Source organism: Alloactinosynnema sp. L-07 (assembly GCF_900070365.1).
GTDB lineage: Bacteria > Actinomycetota > Actinomycetes > Mycobacteriales > Pseudonocardiaceae > Actinokineospora.
In genome coordinates this window covers 3,834,797-3,853,321 of record NZ_LN850107.1, presented here as the reverse complement: position 1 = coordinate 3,853,321, position 18,525 = coordinate 3,834,797, and the positions used below count along the sequence as shown (strand labels likewise).

18 protein-coding genes are annotated in these 18,525 nt (G+C 71.0%); 17 read left to right on the top strand and 1 reads right to left on the bottom strand.

The window, feature by feature from the left end; all coding sequences use genetic code 11:
• The first annotated feature begins 39 nt into the window (after positions 1–39).
• Genes BN1701_RS16975 through BN1701_RS16965 form a run of 3 tightly spaced genes read left to right on the top strand, consistent with a single transcriptional unit; the run spans position 40 to position 4,109 of the window.
• On the top strand, positions 40–1,389 hold the full coding sequence (locus tag BN1701_RS16975) for an ammonium transporter (protein ID WP_054055921.1): 1,350 nt from the start codon (positions 40–42) through the stop codon (positions 1,387–1,389).
• Positions 1,390–1,394: 5 nt separating this feature from the next.
• Entirely contained in the window at positions 1,395–1,733 is a 339-nt protein-coding gene (locus tag BN1701_RS16970; RefSeq protein WP_054050020.1) for a P-II family nitrogen regulator, read from the top strand.
• A gap of 3 nt (positions 1,734–1,736) precedes the next feature.
• Positions 1,737–4,109, top strand: a complete 2,373-nt coding sequence (locus BN1701_RS16965; RefSeq protein WP_054050017.1) for a [protein-PII] uridylyltransferase — start codon at positions 1,737–1,739, stop codon at positions 4,107–4,109.
• A 198-nt stretch (positions 4,110–4,307) separates the two neighbouring features.
• Here BN1701_RS16965 and BN1701_RS16960 read toward each other — a convergent pair whose 3' ends face one another.
• Complete coding sequence (locus BN1701_RS16960; protein WP_054050015.1) at positions 4,308–6,197, bottom strand: hypothetical protein; 1,890 nt, start codon at positions 6,195–6,197, stop codon at positions 4,308–4,310.
• A 160-nt stretch (positions 6,198–6,357) separates the two neighbouring features.
• On the opposite strand from BN1701_RS16960, the gene ffh reads away from it, so the two are divergent.
• From ffh to BN1701_RS16890, 14 genes are all read left to right on the top strand, one after another.
• A complete protein-coding gene (gene ffh, locus BN1701_RS16955; RefSeq protein WP_054050014.1) occupies positions 6,358–7,896 on the top strand; it encodes a signal recognition particle protein in 1,539 nt (512 codons plus the stop codon).
• Positions 7,893–8,966, top strand: coding sequence for an amidohydrolase family protein (locus tag BN1701_RS16950; RefSeq protein WP_054050013.1), 1,074 nt, complete (start codon positions 7,893–7,895; stop codon positions 8,964–8,966). Before ffh ends, BN1701_RS16950 begins: the two co-directional genes overlap by 4 nt.
• Positions 8,967–9,061: 95 nt before the next feature.
• Positions 9,062–9,802, top strand: a complete 741-nt coding sequence (locus BN1701_RS16945; protein ID WP_054050010.1) for a CPBP family intramembrane glutamic endopeptidase — start codon at positions 9,062–9,064, stop codon at positions 9,800–9,802.
• Positions 9,799–10,551, top strand: a complete 753-nt coding sequence (locus BN1701_RS16940; RefSeq protein WP_054050007.1) for a LamB/YcsF family protein — start codon at positions 9,799–9,801, stop codon at positions 10,549–10,551. The genes BN1701_RS16945 and BN1701_RS16940 overlap by 4 nt, the downstream gene beginning before the upstream one ends.
• Positions 10,552–10,725: 174 nt before the next feature.
• Positions 10,726–11,178 (top strand): 30S ribosomal protein S16, encoded by a 453-nt coding sequence (rpsP, locus tag BN1701_RS16935; RefSeq protein ID WP_054050005.1) that lies wholly within the window; start codon positions 10,726–10,728, stop codon positions 11,176–11,178.
• Positions 11,175–11,414 (top strand): RNA-binding protein, encoded by a 240-nt coding sequence (locus tag BN1701_RS16930; protein WP_054050002.1) that lies wholly within the window; start codon positions 11,175–11,177, stop codon positions 11,412–11,414. Before rpsP ends, BN1701_RS16930 begins: the two co-directional genes overlap by 4 nt.
• 1 nt (position 11,415) lies before the next feature.
• A complete protein-coding gene (rimM, locus tag BN1701_RS16925; protein ID WP_054050000.1) occupies positions 11,416–11,943 on the top strand; it encodes a ribosome maturation factor RimM in 528 nt (175 codons plus the stop codon).
• Between the two features lie 44 nt (positions 11,944–11,987).
• Positions 11,988–13,046 carry a hypothetical protein gene (locus BN1701_RS16920; RefSeq protein WP_157368030.1) on the top strand — a complete coding sequence of 353 codons (1,059 nt, stop codon included), beginning with the start codon at positions 11,988–11,990 and terminating at the stop codon, positions 13,044–13,046.
• A 9-nt stretch (positions 13,047–13,055) separates the two neighbouring features.
• Complete coding sequence (trmD, locus tag BN1701_RS16915) at positions 13,056–13,823, top strand: tRNA (guanosine(37)-N1)-methyltransferase TrmD (protein ID WP_054049997.1); 768 nt, start codon at positions 13,056–13,058, stop codon at positions 13,821–13,823.
• A gap of 124 nt (positions 13,824–13,947) precedes the next feature.
• Entirely contained in the window at positions 13,948–14,307 is a 360-nt protein-coding gene (rplS, locus tag BN1701_RS16910) for a 50S ribosomal protein L19 (protein ID WP_054049995.1), read from the top strand.
• Positions 14,308–14,952: 645 nt separating this feature from the next.
• On the top strand, positions 14,953–15,915 hold the full coding sequence (lepB, locus tag BN1701_RS16905) for a signal peptidase I (RefSeq protein WP_082860362.1): 963 nt from the start codon (positions 14,953–14,955) through the stop codon (positions 15,913–15,915).
• The gene (lepB, locus tag BN1701_RS16900; RefSeq protein ID WP_054049993.1) at positions 15,915–16,814 is read left to right on the top strand and encodes a signal peptidase I; all 900 of its coding nucleotides are present in this window, start codon (positions 15,915–15,917) and stop codon (positions 16,812–16,814) included. Before lepB (BN1701_RS16905) ends, lepB (BN1701_RS16900) begins: the two co-directional genes overlap by 1 nt.
• Before the next feature lie 9 nt (positions 16,815–16,823).
• Positions 16,824–17,768 carry a signal peptidase I gene (gene lepB, locus BN1701_RS16895; RefSeq protein WP_082859898.1) on the top strand — a complete coding sequence of 315 codons (945 nt, stop codon included), beginning with the start codon at positions 16,824–16,826 and terminating at the stop codon, positions 17,766–17,768.
• A complete protein-coding gene (locus BN1701_RS16890) occupies positions 17,765–18,517 on the top strand; it encodes a ribonuclease HII (protein ID WP_054049991.1) in 753 nt (250 codons plus the stop codon). Before lepB (BN1701_RS16895) ends, BN1701_RS16890 begins: the two co-directional genes overlap by 4 nt.
• Positions 18,518–18,525: the final 8 nt, after the last annotated feature.

Sequence of the window (18,525 nt, the reverse complement as noted above, 5' to 3'; positions counted from 1 at the left end):
GGAGATACCGCCTGGGTGCTCGCCAGCGCGGCCTTGGTCATGCTCATGACCCCCGGCCTCGCTTTCTTCTACGGCGGCATGGTGCGCGCGAAGAGCGTGCTCAACATGCTGATGATGAGCTTCATCTCGCTCGGTGTCGTCACCGTGCTCTGGGTGACGTTCGGTTACAGCCTCGCGTTCGGCAACGACGTGGGTGGCTACGGCCTGATCGGCGGGCTCGACTTCGTCGGACTCAAGGACACCATCGGCAAGCTCGTCGGCTACGGCGTCGCCGCGACCGAGACCGCGCCCGAGGTGGCCTGGCCGGGCACCAACGCGCTGCCGAGCACGGTGTTCGTGATGTTCCAGCTCATGTTCGCCGTCATCACCCCGGCCCTGATCTCCGGTGCGGTCGCCGACCGCGCGAAGTTCTGGGCGTGGACGCTGTTCGTCGCCGTCTGGGCCACCGTCGTCTACTTCCCGGTCGCGCACTGGGTGTTCAACTTCGACGGCCACACCGGTGCGGCCAACGTCGGCGGCTGGATCGCCAACGCCGCGCACGGTCTCGGCGCGCTGGACTTCGCCGGTGGTACCGCGGTCCACATCAACGCAGGTGCCGCGGCGCTGGCGCTGGTCCTGGTCCTCGGCAAGCGCAAGGGCTGGCCGCGTGAGCCCATGCGTCCGCACAACCTTCCGTTCGTGCTGCTCGGCGCCGGTCTGCTGTGGTTCGGCTGGTACGGCTTCAACGCCGGTTCCGCCCTGACCGCAGGTGACCTCGCCGGTGTCGCGTTCACCAACACCACCGCCGCCACCGCAGCCGCGGTCATCGGCTGGCTGATCGTGGAGCAGTTCCGCGACGGCAAGCCCACCACCCTGGGCGCGGCCTCCGGCGCCATCGCCGGTCTGGTCGCGATCACCCCGGCCTGTGGTTTCGTCGAGCCGATGGGTGCGCTGGCCATCGGTGTCATCGCCGGTGCGATCTGCGCCTTCGCGGTCAGCCTGAAGTTCAAGCTCGGCTACGACGACTCGCTCGACGTGGTCGGTGTCCACCTGGTCGGCGGACTGACCGGCACCATCCTGATCGGCTTCTTCGCCACGAAGTCCGTCAACGCCCTCGGCGGCGACGGCATCTTCTACGGCGGCGGCTTCACCCTGCTGGGCAAGCAGGTGGTCGCGGCGGGTGCGGTGATGGCGTACTCCTTCGTCCTCACCCTGATCATCGCCTTCGCCATCAAGAAGACGATCGGCTTCCGGGTGACCGAGGAGGCCGAGCAGACGGGCATCGACGAGGCCGAGCACGCGGAGAGCGGCTACGAGTTCTCCAGCCTGCGCGGCGGCGGCAGCTCCATCGGCAAGACCGCCGACGTCCTGGCCCAGAAGGTGTCCGCGTCCGCAGGCAAGGAAGGCTGAGGGACATGAAGCTGGTTACCGCGATCATCAAGCCCTTCACCCTCGACGACGTGAAGGCGGCCCTGGAGCAGATCGGCGTGCTCGGCATGACGGTCAGCGAGGTGCAGGGCTACGGCAGGCAGAAGGGCCACACCGAGGTCTACCGCGGCGCGGAGTACTCAGTGGACTTCGTGCCGAAGATCCGGGTCGAGGTCCTCGCCGACGACGCCACGGGCGACAAGGTCGTCGACGCCATCGTCGAGGCCGCGCGCACCGGCAAGATCGGTGACGGCAAGGTGTGGGTCACCCCAGTGGAGACCGTGGTCCGGGTCCGTACGGGCGAACGCGGGACGGACGCGATCTAGATCATGGAGACGGGGGAGGGCACGACGTCCCCGACGGCGGCGGACCTGGTACTCGCTCGTGACCGGCTTCTCGGTCAGGGTGCCAGGTCCGCGGGGCCGTCTTCGGGGCACCGGCTCGCGCCGGACGCGTTGCGCGAGGCACTGGCCGATCTGCACGAGTTCTGGCTCACCGCCACGGCCGCCCAGGCCGGGGTGGGTGGCCGGGGCGGCGGCGTCGCCCTCTTCGCCGTCGGCGGGCTGGGCAGGCGCGAACTCGTGCCCTACTCCGATCTCGACCTGGTCCTGGTGCACGACGGCCGCAAGCCGGTCGACGCGATCGCCGAGCGGCTCTGGTATCCACTGTGGAACTCCGGGGTCGGGCTGGACCACTCCGTCCGCACCGTCGGCGAGGCGCTCGACGTGGCCAAAGCCGACCTGCGGACCGCGCTCGGCCTGCTCGACGCCCGCCATCTCGCAGGCGACGCCGAGGTCACGGTGCGGCTGGCGACCGCGGCCCGCGACCAGTGGCGGACCAGCGTGCGCAACCGGCTCAGCGAGCTGATCGAGTCCGTGCGCGGGCGGTGGCACCGCGCGGGCGAGGTCGCCCACTGGGTCGAGCCAGACCTCAAACACGGCCGCGGCGGCCTGCGCGACCTGGCCATCCTCGACGCGCTCGCCCTCGCCCAGCTGATCGACCGACCCGGCCCGGACGTGGTCGCCGCGCACACCCTCCTGCTCGACACCCGGACCGAACTGCGCCGCATCGCGGGCAGGCCCCGCGACATCGTGCGCCCACAGGACGGCGACGAGATCGCGAACACCCTCGGTATCGGCGACCGCTTCGCCCTGGCCAGGGCCCTGTCCGGCGCGGGCCGCGCGGTGGCCTACGCGATGGACGTCGCCCTGCGCTCGACCGGCGCCGCCAACGGCCGCAAGGTGCTCGGCGTGCTGCGCCGCGGACCGGAGCGGCGACCGCTGGACGAAGGCGTCGTGTTGCACGGCAGCGAGGTCGCACTGGCCCGCGACGCCGACCCCGGAAAGGACCCCGGCCTGCTGCTGCGGGTGGCCGCCGCGTCCGGCCGCACCGGCCACCCGATCGCGCCCGGCGCGCTGAATCGGCTCAGCGACCTGGCCCCGGAGCCGCGCGCGCCATGGCCCGCCGAGGTCCGTCAGGACCTGGTGACGCTGCTCGGCGCGGGCGAGGGACTCACCGATGTCGTGGAGTCGCTGGACCGCACCGGCCTGTGGGCCCGGCTGTTCCCGGAGTGGGGCGCCGTACGCGACCTGCCGCCGCGCGACGCCGCCCACATCTGGACCGTCGACCGGCACCTCGTGCAGACCACGGTCAACGCCTCCCGGCTGGTCACCCGGGTCTCCCGGCCCGACCTGCTGCTGATCGGCGCGCTGCTGCACGACCTCGGCAAGGGCCGCGACCAGGACCACTCGATCGTCGGCGCGGCCCTGGCCACCCAGGTCGGCCAGCGGCTCGGTCTGTCCAAACAGGACGTCGACACGCTCTCGGCGATGGTCCGCCACCACCTGCTCCTCCCGCACACCGCCACCCGCCGCGACGTCGAGGACGAGACCACGGTCCTGCGCGTCGTCGACGCCCTCGGCGGCGACCCGGTCCTGCTGGAACTGCTGCACGCGCTGTGCGAGGCCGACTCCCTGGCCACCGGCCCTGGCGTCTGGACCGACTGGAAGGCGCACCTGACCGCCGACCTGGTCACCCGCTGCGCCGCCGCGATGGCGGGCGAGCGACTGCCCGCCCCCGCCGAACTGGGCGTGGCGCAGCGCGAACTGGCCGAAACGGTGAAAGCCAGCGGCAAAGCCGACTTCCTGATCGACGCCGACGGCCGCGTCGCCACCATCACATTGGCCACAAAGGACAGACCAGGCGTGCTTTCCCGCGCGGCGGGCGTGCTGGCGCTCAACCTGCTGGAGGTCCACGCCGCCGCCGCGGGCAGCCACTCCGGCGTCGCGGTCGGGGTGTACTCGGTGACCCCCCGATTCGGCTCCATGCCCGACCCGGCCCTGCTGCGCGAACAGTTCCTGCGCGCCGAGGCCGGATCCCTGCCCTTGGCGGACAAACTCGCCGCCAAGGAACGCGACTACGGCGGCCGGGCCGAGGACGCCCCCGAGCCCAGGGTCCTTTGGTTCGACCACGAGGCAGGCGACCTCGACGGCAACGCGGTCGTACTGGAACTGCGCGCCGCCGACCGAATCGGCCTGCTCCACAGCGTCGCCGACGCGCTGGAACGCTGCGGAGTGGACGTCCTGTGGGCCCGCGTGGCAACCATGGGCGGGTCGGCCGTCGACTCGTTCAGCTTCGTCCCGGGCCGCGCGCCCGGGTGGCGCCGAGTGGTCGAGACAGCGGTACTCGACGCGAGTAGGTAGAGCTACTCAGCCGTACTCACGGGTCATCACACTGGGTTCGGGCGCGCGGCCTTGACAGTCTTCAGGTGTCGGACAACGGGTGGGCAGGGGACCTCTTGAGGGCCCACCCGGCGTTCGGCGGACGTCGGGAGGGACCCGTCGAGGGGTCGGGTCCCACCCGGCGGTCAAGATCAAACCGCGGCCGACGATCGAGACGTCCTAGGCGGGTTCCTCTTGGTCCGCCACTACCGCAGGCGTGTCGGCCGAGGGTGTCGCTCTGGTGACCGCCACCGCAGCCGCGGTGACCGCGGCGGTAACCCCCAGCGCGATCCACTGCAGGGTGTCGAAGGCTTCGATGCCGCCCTCCTTGACCACGACGGCGAGCACCACCTGGGTGCCGCCGACGACGGTCAGCAGGACGGCGGCGAGTGTGGCCGAACTCGGCAGACCCGCGGTGGACTGGGCGGCGAGCAGCGCCACCACGAGCAGACCGGCCGCGGCGAAGGCCAGCGCGGGGCCGGGTTCATAGCGCGCGACCGCGACGTCGGACGGAGTCAGCACCGACAGACCGAGCGCGGAGTCCAGGCCCGTGTAGGCCTGGAGCATCGACTTGATCAGCGTGAACCCGCCCGCGGCCAGGGTCAGCGCGGCGACAGCTTGGGCGGCAGCGTTTCTCCTCAGCAGCGCGATCACCGCGGCGGGGAGTCCCAGCAGGAGCAGCGGCACCGCCATCGTCCACACGGCCGCGGTCTCGCCGTCGTAGGTGACCGTCCACACGAGATTGCCCAGCTGGCCCAAGAGCAGATACGCGGCGGCCGCCACCACGCCGGGGTGGCGGTGCGCGCGAATCAGCACCCAGCACACGAGAAGCGCCACGGCGAGCCCGATCCCGGTGCGCAGCTCGATCCGGCCGTACGGCCCGTCCTCAGGACCGAAGGTGTCCACGATCAGCCGGAACCACGGCGACGCCGCCGACCACGCGATCAAGGTCGCGCCGGCCAGCAATGCGCCGGACGGGCCAGTCAGACGCGCTGCGAGCCCGGTGACCGCGACCAGCAGCACCAGCACGACGATGCCCTCGACCCGCTTCCCGAAGCCGAGCAGCGGCAGCGGCTCCGCGGCGAAGACGAGCACGGCGAGCCCGCCGGCCGCGAGCAGCGCCCGCGCCGAGGTCGCCCCACCCGGCCGCAACGCGCCCGCCACCCGATCGGCCAACGCGCGCGCCGCGGGCAGCGTCAACCCCGCCACCACGACGGCACCGGCCAGCACCGGAACCACCAGGAACCCGGCCACTGGCGTGCTCGCCACCGGATCGAACACGGCCACCGGCGGGATGATCAGCGCCGAGCCCGCGATGACGCCGCCCGCCGCGTCCCGGCGCAGCCAGGCCACCGCGCCGAACAGCGCGGCCAGCAGCAGACCCGCGGTCGCGATCAGGACCCGCATCCCAGGGTTGTAGGCCGCGGTGGCGATGTCGACCGCGTCGTTCCCCGTGAACGCGGCCAGCGGGAGGACGCCCGCGCCCACCGCCGCGGTCGCCGCCATCGCGCCCGCGGCGCTGGCGGTCACACTCAGCGCCGAGGTTGACGAGACAGCGACCACGGCGGCGACGATCGACAGCGACAGCAGACTCAGCGCGGTCGTCGCGGGACCGACGCCGCCCAGCACTAGCAACATCAACACGACGGTGGACACGACCATGCCGACGCCGACCGACGCGGCCCGCGACCGCTTCGCCGCCAGCATGGTCAAGGCGACCAGCGGCGGCAGGAACGTCAACAGGATCAACTGGCTCGGCGACGGCGGCGACTCCGACCTCGCCGCCATGTCCACCAGCAGCGGTCCGGCGAGGTAGCAGCCCAGGAACACCGCGCCGCCGCCGATCCCGCGCACGACGCCGCGCCCGAGCACCTCGGCGAGTCTGCCGCCGTGGCGGTCGGCGCTGCCGAACAGGATCCCGCCGACCACGATCACGGCCAGGACCAGCACAAACCGCCCGCCACGCGGGACGGAGGCGAACAGGATCACCGTGCTCAGCGCGAGAAGCACCGCCGCGGCCGCCGCGAGGCGCCCCGCCCGCACGCTCGCGCCGACCTCGAAGTCGTTCATCGGAGCCCCCTTGATCAGCGCCGAAGCTATCATTCGGGGCCGACGATCCAGCCCGTTTCCTGGCGGCCGACCCGGGCCTGTGGTCACGGCCCGCTACCGAGAGCGGCTACCCTCGATCGAGCATCGGATTTCGACCTGACCTGGCTGGAGCGCCGCACCCGTGTTCGACACCCTCTCCGACCGGCTCACTTCCGTCCTGCAGAACCTGCGGGGCAAGGGGCGCCTGTCCGAAGCCGACATCGACACCACCGCACGCGAGATTCGCATCGCGCTGCTGGAGGCCGACGTCGCGCTGCCCGTGGTGCGCACCTTCATCGCGAAGGTCAAGGAGCGGGCCAAGGGCGCCGAGGTCTCCGCGGCGCTCAACCCGGCCCAGCAGGTCGTCAAGATCGTCAACGAGGAACTCGTCGCGATCCTCGGCGGTGAGACGCGCAGGCTGAACCTGGCCAAGACGCCGCCGACGGTGATCATGCTCGCGGGTCTCCAGGGTGCCGGTAAGACCACGCTGGCGGGCAAGCTCGCCAAGTGGCTCAAGACCCAGGGCCACGCGCCGATGCTGGTGGCCTGCGACCTGCAGCGCCCCAACGCGGTGACCCAGCTCCAGGTCGTCGGCGAGCGCGCGGGCGTGGCGGTGTTCGCCCCCGAGCCGGGCAACGGCGTCGGCGACCCGGTCCAGGTGGCCCGCGCGTCCATCGATGAGGCCCGCCGCGCCCAGCACGACGTCGTCGTCGTCGACACCGCCGGTCGCCTCGGTGTCGACGAGGAGATGATGCGCCAGGCCGCCGACATCAAGGCCGCCATCGGCGCCGACGAGGTCCTGTTCGTGGTCGACGCCATGATCGGCCAGGACGCGGTGACCACGGCCGAGGCGTTCCGTGACGGCGTCGGCTTCACCGGTGTCGTGCTCACCAAGCTCGACGGCGACGCCCGCGGTGGTGCCGCGCTGTCGGTCCGCGAGGTGACCGGCGCGCCCATCATGTTCGCCTCCAACGGCGAGAAGCTCGAGGAATTCGACGCGTTCCACCCCGACCGGATGGCGTCGCGCATCCTGGGCATGGGCGACGTCATGACCCTGATCGAGCAGGCCGAGCAGCACTTCGACCAGGCGCAGGCGGAGAAGGCCGCGGCCAAGATCGGCACCGGCGAGCTGACGCTGGAGGACTTCCTCGAGCAGATGCTGGCCGTGCGCAAGATGGGCCCGATCGCCAACCTGCTCGGCATGCTGCCCGGCGCGGGCCAGATGAAGGACGCGCTGGCCCAGGTCGACGAGAAGCACATCGACCGGCTGCAGGCGATCATCCGCGGCATGACCCCGGCCGAGCGCAACGACCCGAAGATCATCAACGCCTCGCGCAGGCTGCGCATCGCCAAGGGCTCCGGCGTCGAGGTTCGCGAGGTCAACGACCTGGTCAACCGGTTCTACGACGCCAAGAAGATGATGCAGCAGATGGCGGGCCGCTTCGGCATGCCGGGCGGACGGCCCAACCAGCGCTCGAAGAAGGGCAAGAAGGGCAAGGGCAAGGGGCGCGGCCCGACCCCGCCCAAGGTGCGCGGCGGCTTCCCCGGCTTCCCCGCCGGGATGCCCGACCTGTCGGCACTGCCGCCGAGCCTGCAGGAACTGCCGCCGGGCCTGCAGGGCCTGGACCAGATGCCGTCCGGCTTCGACCCGTCGAAGCTCAAGTTCCCCAAGAACAAGTGACCGCGCTGCACCTGCGCGGGGTCGTCCTGCCGGGCGACGCCGAACGAGACATCTGGGTCGTCAACGGACGCGTGCGCACCCAGCCGGTCCCGGGCGCGGAGACCGTGTTCGACGGCGGGTACATCGTGCCCGGTCTGGTCGACGCGCACTGCCACGTCGGCATCGGCCCGCAGGGCCCGGTCGACCTCGACACCGCCGCCGCGCAGGCCGAGACCGACCGCGACGCGGGCACCCTGCTGATCCGCGACTGCGGCGCCCCGATCGACACCCGGCCGCTGCAGGAGCGCCTCGACCTGCCGCGCATCATCCGCGCGGGCCGCCACCTGACTCGCCCCCGCCGCTACATCCCGCACCTGGGCATCGACGTCGGCGAGCCGGAGCAGCTGCCCGCCGCCGTCGCCGAGCAGGTCGAGTACGGCGACGGCTGGGTCAAGCTCGTCGGCGACTGGATCGACCGCGACGAGGGCGACCTCGCGCCGCTGTGGCCGCAGGACGTCCTCAAAGAGGCCATCGACGTCGCGCACGCGGCGGGCGCCCGGGTCACCGCGCATGTCTTCGGTGAGGACGCGCTACCTGGTCTGATCGAGGCGGGCATCGACTGCATCGAGCACGGCACCGGCCTCACCACCGACGTGATCGCCGAGATGGCCCGCCGGGGGACCGCGCTGGTACCCACGCTGATCAATATCGAGAACTTCCCCGGCATCGCGTCGGGCGCGGGCAAGTACCCGAAATACGCCCAGCACATGCTCGACCTGCACGCGCGCGCCGGATCCATGGTCGCCGAGGCGGTCGCCGCGGGCGTGCCGGTCTACGCGGGCACCGACGCGGGCGGCGGCATCGCCCACGGTCGGCTGGTCGACGAGATCGTCGCCCTCCACAAGGCAGGGATGACCGCCGAACAGGCCATCGCGAGCGGGTCGTGGGCCGCGAGGTCCTGGCTGGGCTGGTCCGGGCTGGACGAGGGCACGGCGGCCGACCTGCTCGCCTTCGACGAAGATCCACGCCTCGACCTGGAGGTTCTGCGCTCACCGAAGCGGATCATGCTTCGGGGTCGGGTGGTCGGTTAGGGATTCACGGGACGCCCCCTCACCCGTACGCCCGTCCGGCGTTAGTCTCTCGTGCGGACTGGATACGGGTATCCGACAATCGGACAGAGGGGGCGATGGCTGTGACCCCGCTTTCCGAGGTGGCGACTCCCGCCGCGCGTGACCACAAGTGGGGCTTCGGCGCGTTCCTGTTCGTCTTCAGCGTGTTCGTGCTGTCGGCCGTGCTGATCGGCGCGGTGATCGGGCTGGCCAGGCCGGACTCGACCGACTCGGTCGCGGTGATCCTCGTCGGCACCATGGTCCCCACGTTCCTGGCGACACTGGCCGCGCTCGTGGTGACCAAAGTGCGCGGCAACGGTCCGAAGATCGACCTTCGCTGGTCCTACAACCGCGAGGACCTCAAGGCGGGTTTGAAGTTCGGCTTGATCGGCCTTGTCTGCACCACCATCGCCGCCGCCGCATGGACCCAGATCGTCGGCGAGGAGAACGCCTCGTCGTCGCTGGGCAGGCTCGTCGACGACCAGGCGATGCCGTTGCCCGCCGCCGTCATCCTGTTCCTGTACGTGTGGCTTCTCGGGCCGCTGTGCGAGGAGATCATTTACCGCGGCCTGCTCTGGGGTGCCCTGGAGCGGCTCAACTGGGGTCGGTGGGCCGTCTTCACCCTGACCACGGTGATCTTCGCGGTGAGCCACCTCGAACCATTGCGTACCTCGCTGCTCTTGGTGATCGGAATTCCGATCGGCCTGGCCCGGCTCTACACCGGACGGCTCGGCGCCAGCGTGGTCGCCCACCAGGTCAACAACTTCATGCCCGCGCTGGCGGTGTTCCTGATAACCCTCGGGGTGATGCAGCCGTGATCGATCTCAACAGCGACCTTGGTGAGGGATTCGGAGTCTGGCGCCTCGGCGACGACGAGGCCCTGCTCGACGTCGTGACCTCGGCCAACGTCGCGTGCGGATTCCACGCGGGCGACGCCTCGACCATGCGCGCGGTGTGCGTCGCGGCGGCGGCCAGGGGAGTGGTCGTCGGGGCTCAAGTGTCCTACCGCGACCTGGCCGGATTCGGCCGCCGGTTCATCGACGTCGACCCCGGCCAACTGGCCGACGAGGTGCTCTACCAGATCGGCGCGCTAGATGGCATCGCGCGCGCCGCGGGAACCCACGTCGCCTACGTCAAGCCGCACGGTGCCCTCTACAACGCCACGGTCCACCACGAGGCCCAGGCCACGGCGGTCGCCGACGGCGTGCGGGCCTTCGGCGAACTGCCGATCCTGGGGCTGCCCGGCTCGCTGCTGCTGGAGGCCGCCGAGTCGGTCGGCCTGCGGCCGGTGTTCGAGGCGTTCGCCGACCGCGGCTACACCCCGGAAGGCACCCTGGTCCCGCGCGGCGAACCCGGTGCCCTGCTGACCGACACGGCCGCCGTCGTCGAGCGGGCCACCCGGCTGGCGGGGGCGGGAGAGATCGTGGCCGTCGACGGCACCGTGCTCGCCATGCCCGCCCGCTCGCTGTGCCTGCACGGGGACACGCCGGGTGCCGTTCGTCACGCCCGAGCCGTCCGCGAGGCGCTCGACCAGGCCGGTGTGGAGGTCGCCGCCTTCGCGGAGTGACCCCGAGGGGTGAGTACCGGGAGCGCGTCTGGCACAATTACCCGCTGTCCGTCATGGCCGGACCCTCTCACCGTGCCGTGGCGCCTGAACCTTCGGGCAAGGCGACCTGACCCCACTCGGGACAGCCGCGCTCACCCACCGCAGTACAGAGAGCTTTGAGGAGCATCCCAACCCGTGGCTGTCAAGATCAAGCTGCAGCGCCTCGGAAAGATCCGTGCGCCGTACTACCGCATCATCATCGCCGACGCCCGCAACCGTCGCGACGGCAAGGCGATCGAGACGATCGGTCGGTACAGCCCGAAGGAGGAGCCGAGCCTCATCGAGGTCGACTCCGAGCGGGCCCAGTACTGGCTGGGTGTCGGCGCGCAGCCGACCGACTCGGTGAAGCACCTGCTCGAGGTCACCGGCGACTGGCAGAAGTTCAAGGGTCTGCCGGGCGCCGAGGGCACCCTGCGGGTCAAGGAGCCCAAGCCGTCGAAGCAGGAGCTGTTCGAGGCCGCGCTCAAGGCCGCGGGCGAGGAGCCCTCGACCGACGCGACGACCCCGAAGAAGAAGTCCGCTCCCAAGAAGGCCGAAAAGGCCGAGGAAGCAGCTCCTGCCGCCGAGACTGAGGCCGCGGCCGAGTGAGTGCCCTCGCGGACGCTCTCGAGCACCTCGTGCGCGGCATCGTCGACCACCCGGACGACGTGCAGGTCGAGCTGGTCACGACCCGTCGTGGTCGCACGCTCGAAGTGCACGTCAACCCGGAGGACCTTGGCAAGGTGATCGGCCGGGGCGGCCGCACCGCCACGGCCCTGCGGACCGTGATGGCCGGTGTCGGCGGTCGCGGCATCCGGGTCGACGTGGTCGACACCGATCACTGAGATGACGAACGCGAGTGACCTGGTGGTCGTGGGCCGTGTGGCGAAAGCCCACGGGATCACTGGCGAACTGGCGATCGACCTGCGCACCGACTCACCCGAGCAGCGGTTCGCGCTCGGCGAGTCGGTGACCGCGCGGCTCCGCGACGGCTCGACGCGCACGCTCACCATCGCAGCCGCCCGGCCACACTCCGGGCGGCTGTTGGTGCGTTTCGAGCAGGTCCCCGACCGCAACGCCGCCGAGGAGATGCGCGGCGCGCTGCTGCTGGCCGACCCGAACGCGCTGCCGCCCATCGACGACCCCGACGAGTTCTACGACCACGAGTTGGCGGGCCTCGCCGCCGTCTTGGTCGACGGGACCCCGATCGGCACCGTGCGCGACATCGAACACGGACCCGGCGGCGAGCTGCTGGTCATCGACCGGCCGAACGCGGGCGAGCTGCTGGTGCCGTTCGTGTCCGCGATCGTGCCGGAGGTCGACGTCAAGGGCGGACGGGTCGTGCTCGATCCGCCAGACGGACTGATCGAGTAGGCCCTCCGCTACGCTGGCCCCGCTTTCGACGCGAGGGGGTGGCGATGAGCAGGCGGTCCAGGCGGTTGGTGCGGTCTTATCTCGCCCTTGTGCAGCGAGACGGCCTCAGCGCGGCCCTCATCGGGCCGGAAGTGGGTGGCCACGGCGCCGCCGAGCGCATCCGCGGGATCCTGGAATCCACCGACGAGTACTACGCCGACCCACTCAGCGGCCTCAGCACCCTGCAGGACGTGCTCGACCAGCGCGTCGCCGAGGTCGAGGCCGCGGCCCGGTCGATGGGCCTGCGCTTCGACGCCCGGCACGTGCTCACCGCCCTCTACCCGCTCGGCGACGTCAACGCCTGGGGCGCCCCGGCCAACAGCGGCGACCTCATCCTGGTCAGCCGCGGCGCGCTGGGGCTGACCTTCCTCACGCTGAAGATCAATATGATGTCGGCGCAGATGTTCGGCGAGCCCGCGCTGATCGACCGCGCCCAGACCGTCGGCGCGCTCGCCGACGTCTTCGCCGCCCACTTCCGCCACGGCGATCCCTGGCGCGCGCCCCGGCTGCCGTCGCTGACCGGGCACCGCGCCGTGATGCTGGACCTGCTGGTCAACGCCGCCGCCCGGTTCATGATCGGCCACGAGTACGCCCACGTCGCAGGCAGGCACCCGCACGTCGACCGGACCACGCTCAAGTCCGCGGACTCCGCCGTCGAGGTCTACACCCGGCTCTGGGACGACGAGTTCGACGCCGACCGGGTCGGCGCCCACCTCGTCCTGGCCGACCAGCGCCTGGCCGCCGCCGCTGAGCAGGACCCCCACTTCGTCCGCCGCCACGGCCTGGCCTCGGTCGCCGCCGCCACCGGGCCCATGTACGTCCTGCTGCTCGACCTGGTCCTGCACGAACTGGACGGCGAGCTCAAGGTGACCGGCTACCCGCCCGCCGCGACCGCCCACCCGCACCCCGGCAAACGCTGGGACGCGCTGTGGCCGGTGATCGAGCAGGAGTACGCCAACCAAGCCAGTCCACCGCCGCCGCTGGAGCTGCCCGGCGGGCTGATGCGGTGGTTCGAGAACCTGTTCACCGACCTGGTCCCCGCGGTCCGCGACCGCTTGGCCTAACCTCCTCGGGTGCGGATCGACATCGTCACGATCTTTCCTGAGTATGTGGAGCCCCTGAGAGGCGCGCTGCTCGGGCGCGCCGTCGAGCGCGGCCTGATGAGCCTGGACGTGCACGACCTGCGCCGCTGGACCTACGACGTGCACAAGGGCGTGGACGACAGCCCGTATGGCGGCGGCCCCGGCATGGTCATGAAGCCGCAGGTGTGGGGCGAGGCGCTCGACGAGGTCTGCGCGGGCGAGACCCCTCGGCTGATCGTGCCGACCCCGGCGGGCAGGCCGTTCACCCAGGCCATGGCCCATGAACTGGCCGCTGAGCCCCGGCTGGTGTTCGCCTGCGGGCGCTACGAGGGCATCGACCAGCGCGTGATCGACGACGCGGCAGGCCGGATGCGCGTGGACGAGGTGTCGATCGGCGACTATGTGCTCGTCGGCGGCGAGGTCGCGGTGATGGTGGTGGTCGAGGCCGTGGCCCGGCTGCTGCCGGGGGTGCTCGGCAACCCACTGTCGGCCGAGCAGGACTCGTTCTCCGATGGCCTGCTCGAAGGCCCCAGCTACACCCGCCCCGAGGTGTGGCGCGATCGCCCCGTGCCCGACGTGCTGCGCTCCGGCAACCACGCCGCGATCAACCGCTGGCGCCGCGACCAGGCACTTCACCGGACTTTCGAACGCAGGCCGGACCTGCTGGCCGCCCTGCCGGACGACGCGCTCGACAAGCACGACCGGGCGCTGCTGGAGCGGCTGCGCGGGGGCGATTTCACGTCGGGTGACCCCGTCTGACATACTTTCTGAGTTCACTGATCGGGTAAACCTGCCGAGTGAACCCATAAGACCCCCAGGCTGGACAGATCGGCTGCGCGCCGTCTCCGGCCAGAACATCGCCAAAGACGAGGACGGACTACCGATGAACACCCTGGATGCCCTGGACGCCAAGTCGCTGCGTTCCGACATCCCGGACTTCCGCCCGGGTGACACTCTGAAGGTCCACGTCCGCGTCATCGAGGGCACCCGTACCCGTGTCCAGGTGTTCCAGGGCGTCGTGATCCGTCGCCAGGGCGGCGGCATCCGCGAGACCTTCACCGTTCGCAAGGTCTCCTTCGGCGTCGGCGTGGAGCGCACCTTCCCGGTGCACACCCCCAACATCGCCGAGATCGAGGTGGCCCGGCGCGGTGACGTTCGTCGCGCCAAGCTCTACTACCTCCGTGAGCTGCGCGGCAAGGCCGCGAAGATCAAGGAGAAGCGCGAGCCCCAGACCGCTTCCTGACGCGGTCAGCACACCGGCTCACGTACGCTGGCGTGCGTGGTCGACCGATCTCCCCGTCGCGTGCCGCCGCCTGATGGCGCGGCACGCTTCGGGCATTCCCCACCTGATGCCGATCCGCATCGGACGAACGGCCACCGGGTGAGCGACACGCACGTCAACGGCGCCAAGGTCAACGGCAAGCCGGTCCCGTCCGAGGTCGCCTACACCGAGCCCATCCGCCGTGCTCCCGCCCCGGAGCTGCCGCCGGTCAAGCCAGAGTTCTGGTTCGGCTCGCCGCTGCCCGAGGACGCACTGCCGCCGGTGTCCGAGCCCCACTGGCAGCCCAAGCCGTTCGACCCGGCGGCGGTGCCGCTGGAGGTCAACGGGCGACGCCCGGACGTCGTCGCGGTCTCCGGCCGCCTCGACGTCGGGCCCGATGGCTTGACCACCCCCATCGCCCCGCCGGATGCGCTGACCAGGCACAAGACCGAGCCGATCTCCCGGCGGACCCGGATCGAGCCCGACGCGGCGCCCACGGACCTGATCCCGCGCATCCCGGCGAAGGCCGAGCCCGGCGCGGGCTCCAGACCCGCCCTGCCCGCGCCCAAAGTCGATGTCGACAGGCTTCTGCACCCCGGCGTCCGGTCCTACCCGGAACTGCCCAAGATCGAGCCCGGCGGGGTCGCTCCGGCCAAGGCCGAGCCGGACGTCCGGCCCAAGACCGAGTCAGCCGGGGTCGCCCGCGGTTCCAACGCGGCGGTCAAGGTCGATCCGGACGACCATGACGAAGACGATCGCGCCCGCCACGGAAGGCACCGCCGCCCGCCACGCAAGCAGCCCCTGTGGAAGGAACTGCTGGTCCTCGCGGGCGTCGCCCTGGTGCTCACGTTCTTCATCCAGCACTTCATCGGCCGCGTCTATTCCATCCCGTCCGGTTCGATGGAGCAGACCCTGCACGGCTGCGCGGGCTGCACGGGCGACCGCGTCTTCGTCGACAAGATCGTCTACGATTTTCGCGACCCCAGCCCCGGCGACGTGGTCGTCTTCCAGGGCCCCAACACGTGGACCGAGAACGACGTCAAGGCAGCCAAGGCGGGCAACGCCTTCACCCGCGGCCTGCAGTACGTCGGGTCGCTGATCGGCATCGCCCCGCCCGACGAGCGTGACTTCGTCAAACGGGTCATCGCCGTCGGCGGCCAGACCGTCGAGTGCTGCGACGAGAAGATGCGGGTCAAGGTCGACGACGAGCCCCTCGACGAGCCCTATGTCTACTGGGAGCACGGCGGTCCCGACGAGCGCCAGCGGTTCGACCGGGTTACCGTCCCGGAGGGCACGCTGTGGGTGATGGGGGACAACCGCGGCAACTCGTCCGACTCCCGGTTCCAGGGTGGCGGCGGCATCCGCGGCGTGGTCCCGCTCGGCAAGGTGATCGGCAAGGCCCGCTACATCGTGCTCCCGCCGTCGCGGTGGCGCGGCGTCGGCGACCACAACCCCCAGGGGGCGGCGGACATCGCCGCGCCGGGGTGGCATCAGGGGATCCCGGCCGGGATCGGCATCGCCGCGGCGTGGCCGGTCCTCTGGATCGGCCGCCGCGCGAAGAACGCACTCACACCACGGAAGGCTGATTAGTGTCCGACGCACACGGTGCCGCGCCAGGGGATGGACGCGGCGCCGAGAAGCTCGACGTCGACGACCGGGACCTCGATCTTGACGAGACCGCGGAGCCCGCGGCCAAAGCGAAGAAGAAGCGGCCTTTCTGGGTGGAGCTGCCGCTGCTGATCGTGGTCGCGCTCGTACTCACCTTCCTGATCCAGACCTTCATCGCCAGGGTGTTCGTCATCCCGTCGGAGTCGATGGAGCAGACGCTGCACGGCTGCGCGGGCTGCACCGGCGACCGCGTGCTGGTCGACAAGGTCGTCTATTACTTCAACGACCCGGCTCCCGGCGACGTCGTGGTGTTCGAGCGGCCGTCCACGTGGGACCACAGCGTGGTCAGCAACCGCTCAGGCAATGTCGTGGTCGCGTGGTTCGAGGAGTTCGCCGCCCAGTTCGGCCTGGCCGCGCCCAGCGAGGACGACGTGGTCAAGCGGATCATCGCGGTCGAGGGCCAGACGGTGAAGTGCTGCGACGAGGACCGGGTCACCGTCGACGGCAAGCCGCTGGACGAGCCGTACCGATACATGCCCGACCCGTCTGCCAAGCAGGACGAGTTCGGCGAGATCACCGTCCCGCCGGGCATGGTCTTCGTCCTGGGCGACAACCGCAACAACTCGCGTGACTCCCGCACCCAGGGCGGAGGTGGCGAGAACGGCTTCGTGCCGGTCGACAACATCATCGGCAAGGCCCGCGCGATCATCCTGCCGCCGTCACGCTGGCAGGGCGTCGGCGACCACGACCCGCAGGCCCAGGCCCTGTCCGCACCCGCGTGGCAGGCGGGCATCCCCGCGGGCATCGGCATCGCGGCGGCGTGGCCGACCCTGTGGCTGGGCCGCCGCGTCCGCGGCATGCTCACCCGCGGCGGTCGGTAGGCTGATCCGGTGTCCGACCAGCCCGGCGACGACGGCGAGCAGGAAACAGAGCCGAAGCCGAAGAAGAAGAAACGGCCATTCTGGCAGGAACTGCCCATCCTCATCGGCGTCGCGCTGGTCCTGACCTTCGTCATCCAGACCTTCCTGGCGCGGGTGTTCGTCATCCCGTCGGAGTCGATGGAGCAGACCCTGCACGGGTGTGCGGGCTGCTACGGCGACCGGGTGCTGGTCGACAAGCTGGTCTACACCTTCAACGACCCGGCCCCCGGCGAGGTGGTCGTCTTCGAACGCCCGTCGACCTGGAACCGCTCCGAGTTCACCTCCCAGCGCTCCGACAACGCCGTCGTCAGCTGGCTCCAGGGCATCGGCGCCCTGTTCGGCATGGCCGCCCCGGACGAGGACGACGTGGTCAAGCGCGTCGTGGCCGTCGGCGGCCAGACCATCGAATGCGGCCCGGACAACCGCGTCAAGGTCGACGGCAAGCCGGTGGACGAGCCCTACGTCTACTGGGACCCGATGATGGGCGAGGCCAAGCAGGACCAGTTCGGCCCGATCACCGTCCCCGAGGGCAAACTCTTCGTCATGGGCGACAACCGCAACAACTCCGGCGACTCCCGCAGCCAGGGCGGTGGCGGCGTGAACGGACTCGTCCCGGTCGAGAACGTCATCGGCAAGGTCCGCGCCATCGTCCTCCCGCCGTCACGATGGCAGGGCGTCGGCGACCACGACCCGCAGTCGTTGTCGGCCCCGGCCTGGCAGGTGGGCATCCCCGCGGGCCTGGGCATCGCCGCGGCCTGGCCCACGCTGTGGTTGGGCCGCCGCGCCCGACGCCTCCTGCCGTTTATCCACAGCGGCCCCCAACCATCCACAACCGAGCCGTCCCCCTCCTCCAAACCCCCCACCGCCGATAGACTGGTCAGGGGCCGTCCCCCCGGAGAGGGTGGGGGCTGGTGACCGCCGCCGCGTTTCGGCCGCCGCGGGCGGTGCTTCGGCGGGATGCCGGGAACTGGAGCCTGCAGTCGGCGCTGCATCGGCGTGGGCTCGGGCCGGTCGCCGGGGTCGATGAGGCCGGGCGTGGGGCGTGCGCGGGGCCGTTGGTCATCGCGTCCTGTGTACTGCGGCCCGGCGACGCCGATCGGCTCGATGGGCTCACCGATTCCAAGCTGATGACCGCCGCGGCCCGCGACCGGATGTTCGACCTGGTCAAGAAGCGTGCCGTGGACTACTCAGTCGTCGTCGTGCCCGTGCCGGAGGTGGACCGCTGGGGCGTGCACTTCGCCAACATCGAGGGCATGCGCCGGGCGGTCGCGCGGCTGACCACGCATCCGGGCTATGTGCTGGTCGATGGCTTCCGCGTGCCAGGTCTGACCGCGCCGAGTGTGCCCGTCCTCAAGGGCGACCAGGCCGCGGCGTGTGTCGCGGCTGCGTCGGTGTTGGCCAAAGTCACCCGGGACCGCATGATGGAAGACCTACACGAGTCGATGCCGCACTACCGCTTCGACGTGCACAAGGGATACTGCACCGGGCTGCACAGCCAGGCGCTCGAAGAGTACGGGCCCAGCCATGAGCACCGCTGGTCCTTCGCCAACGTCGCCGCCGCGGGGCTCGCCCACGGACTGCGCGCGCCACACCGGGTGGCACTGAGTGTGGCGGCGGCCGCCGTGGTTCAGAATGGTGGACCACTGTCACGCATCGATCAGTGACAGTGGTC

Bases quoted from the DNA above. Each gene is read 5' to 3' on its own strand.
- BN1701_RS16975 (WP_054055921.1), top strand. From the start codon at position 40: ATGCTCATGACCCCCGGCCTCGCTTTCTTCTACGGCGGCATGGTGCGC.
- BN1701_RS16970 (WP_054050020.1), top strand. From the start codon at position 1,395: ATGAAGCTGGTTACCGCGATCATCAAGCCCTTCACCCTCGACGACGTG.
- BN1701_RS16965 (WP_054050017.1), top strand. From the start codon at position 1,737: ATGGAGACGGGGGAGGGCACGACGTCCCCGACGGCGGCGGACCTGGTA.
- BN1701_RS16960 (WP_054050015.1), bottom strand. From the start codon at position 6,197: ATGAACGACTTCGAGGTCGGCGCGAGCGTGCGGGCGGGGCGCCTCGCG.
- BN1701_RS16945 (WP_054050010.1), top strand. From the start codon at position 9,062: ATGGCTGTGACCCCGCTTTCCGAGGTGGCGACTCCCGCCGCGCGTGAC.
- rimM (WP_054050000.1), top strand. From the start codon at position 11,416: ATGACGAACGCGAGTGACCTGGTGGTCGTGGGCCGTGTGGCGAAAGCC.
- BN1701_RS16920 (WP_157368030.1), top strand. From the start codon at position 11,988: ATGAGCAGGCGGTCCAGGCGGTTGGTGCGGTCTTATCTCGCCCTTGTG.
- rplS (WP_054049995.1), top strand. From the start codon at position 13,948: ATGAACACCCTGGATGCCCTGGACGCCAAGTCGCTGCGTTCCGACATC.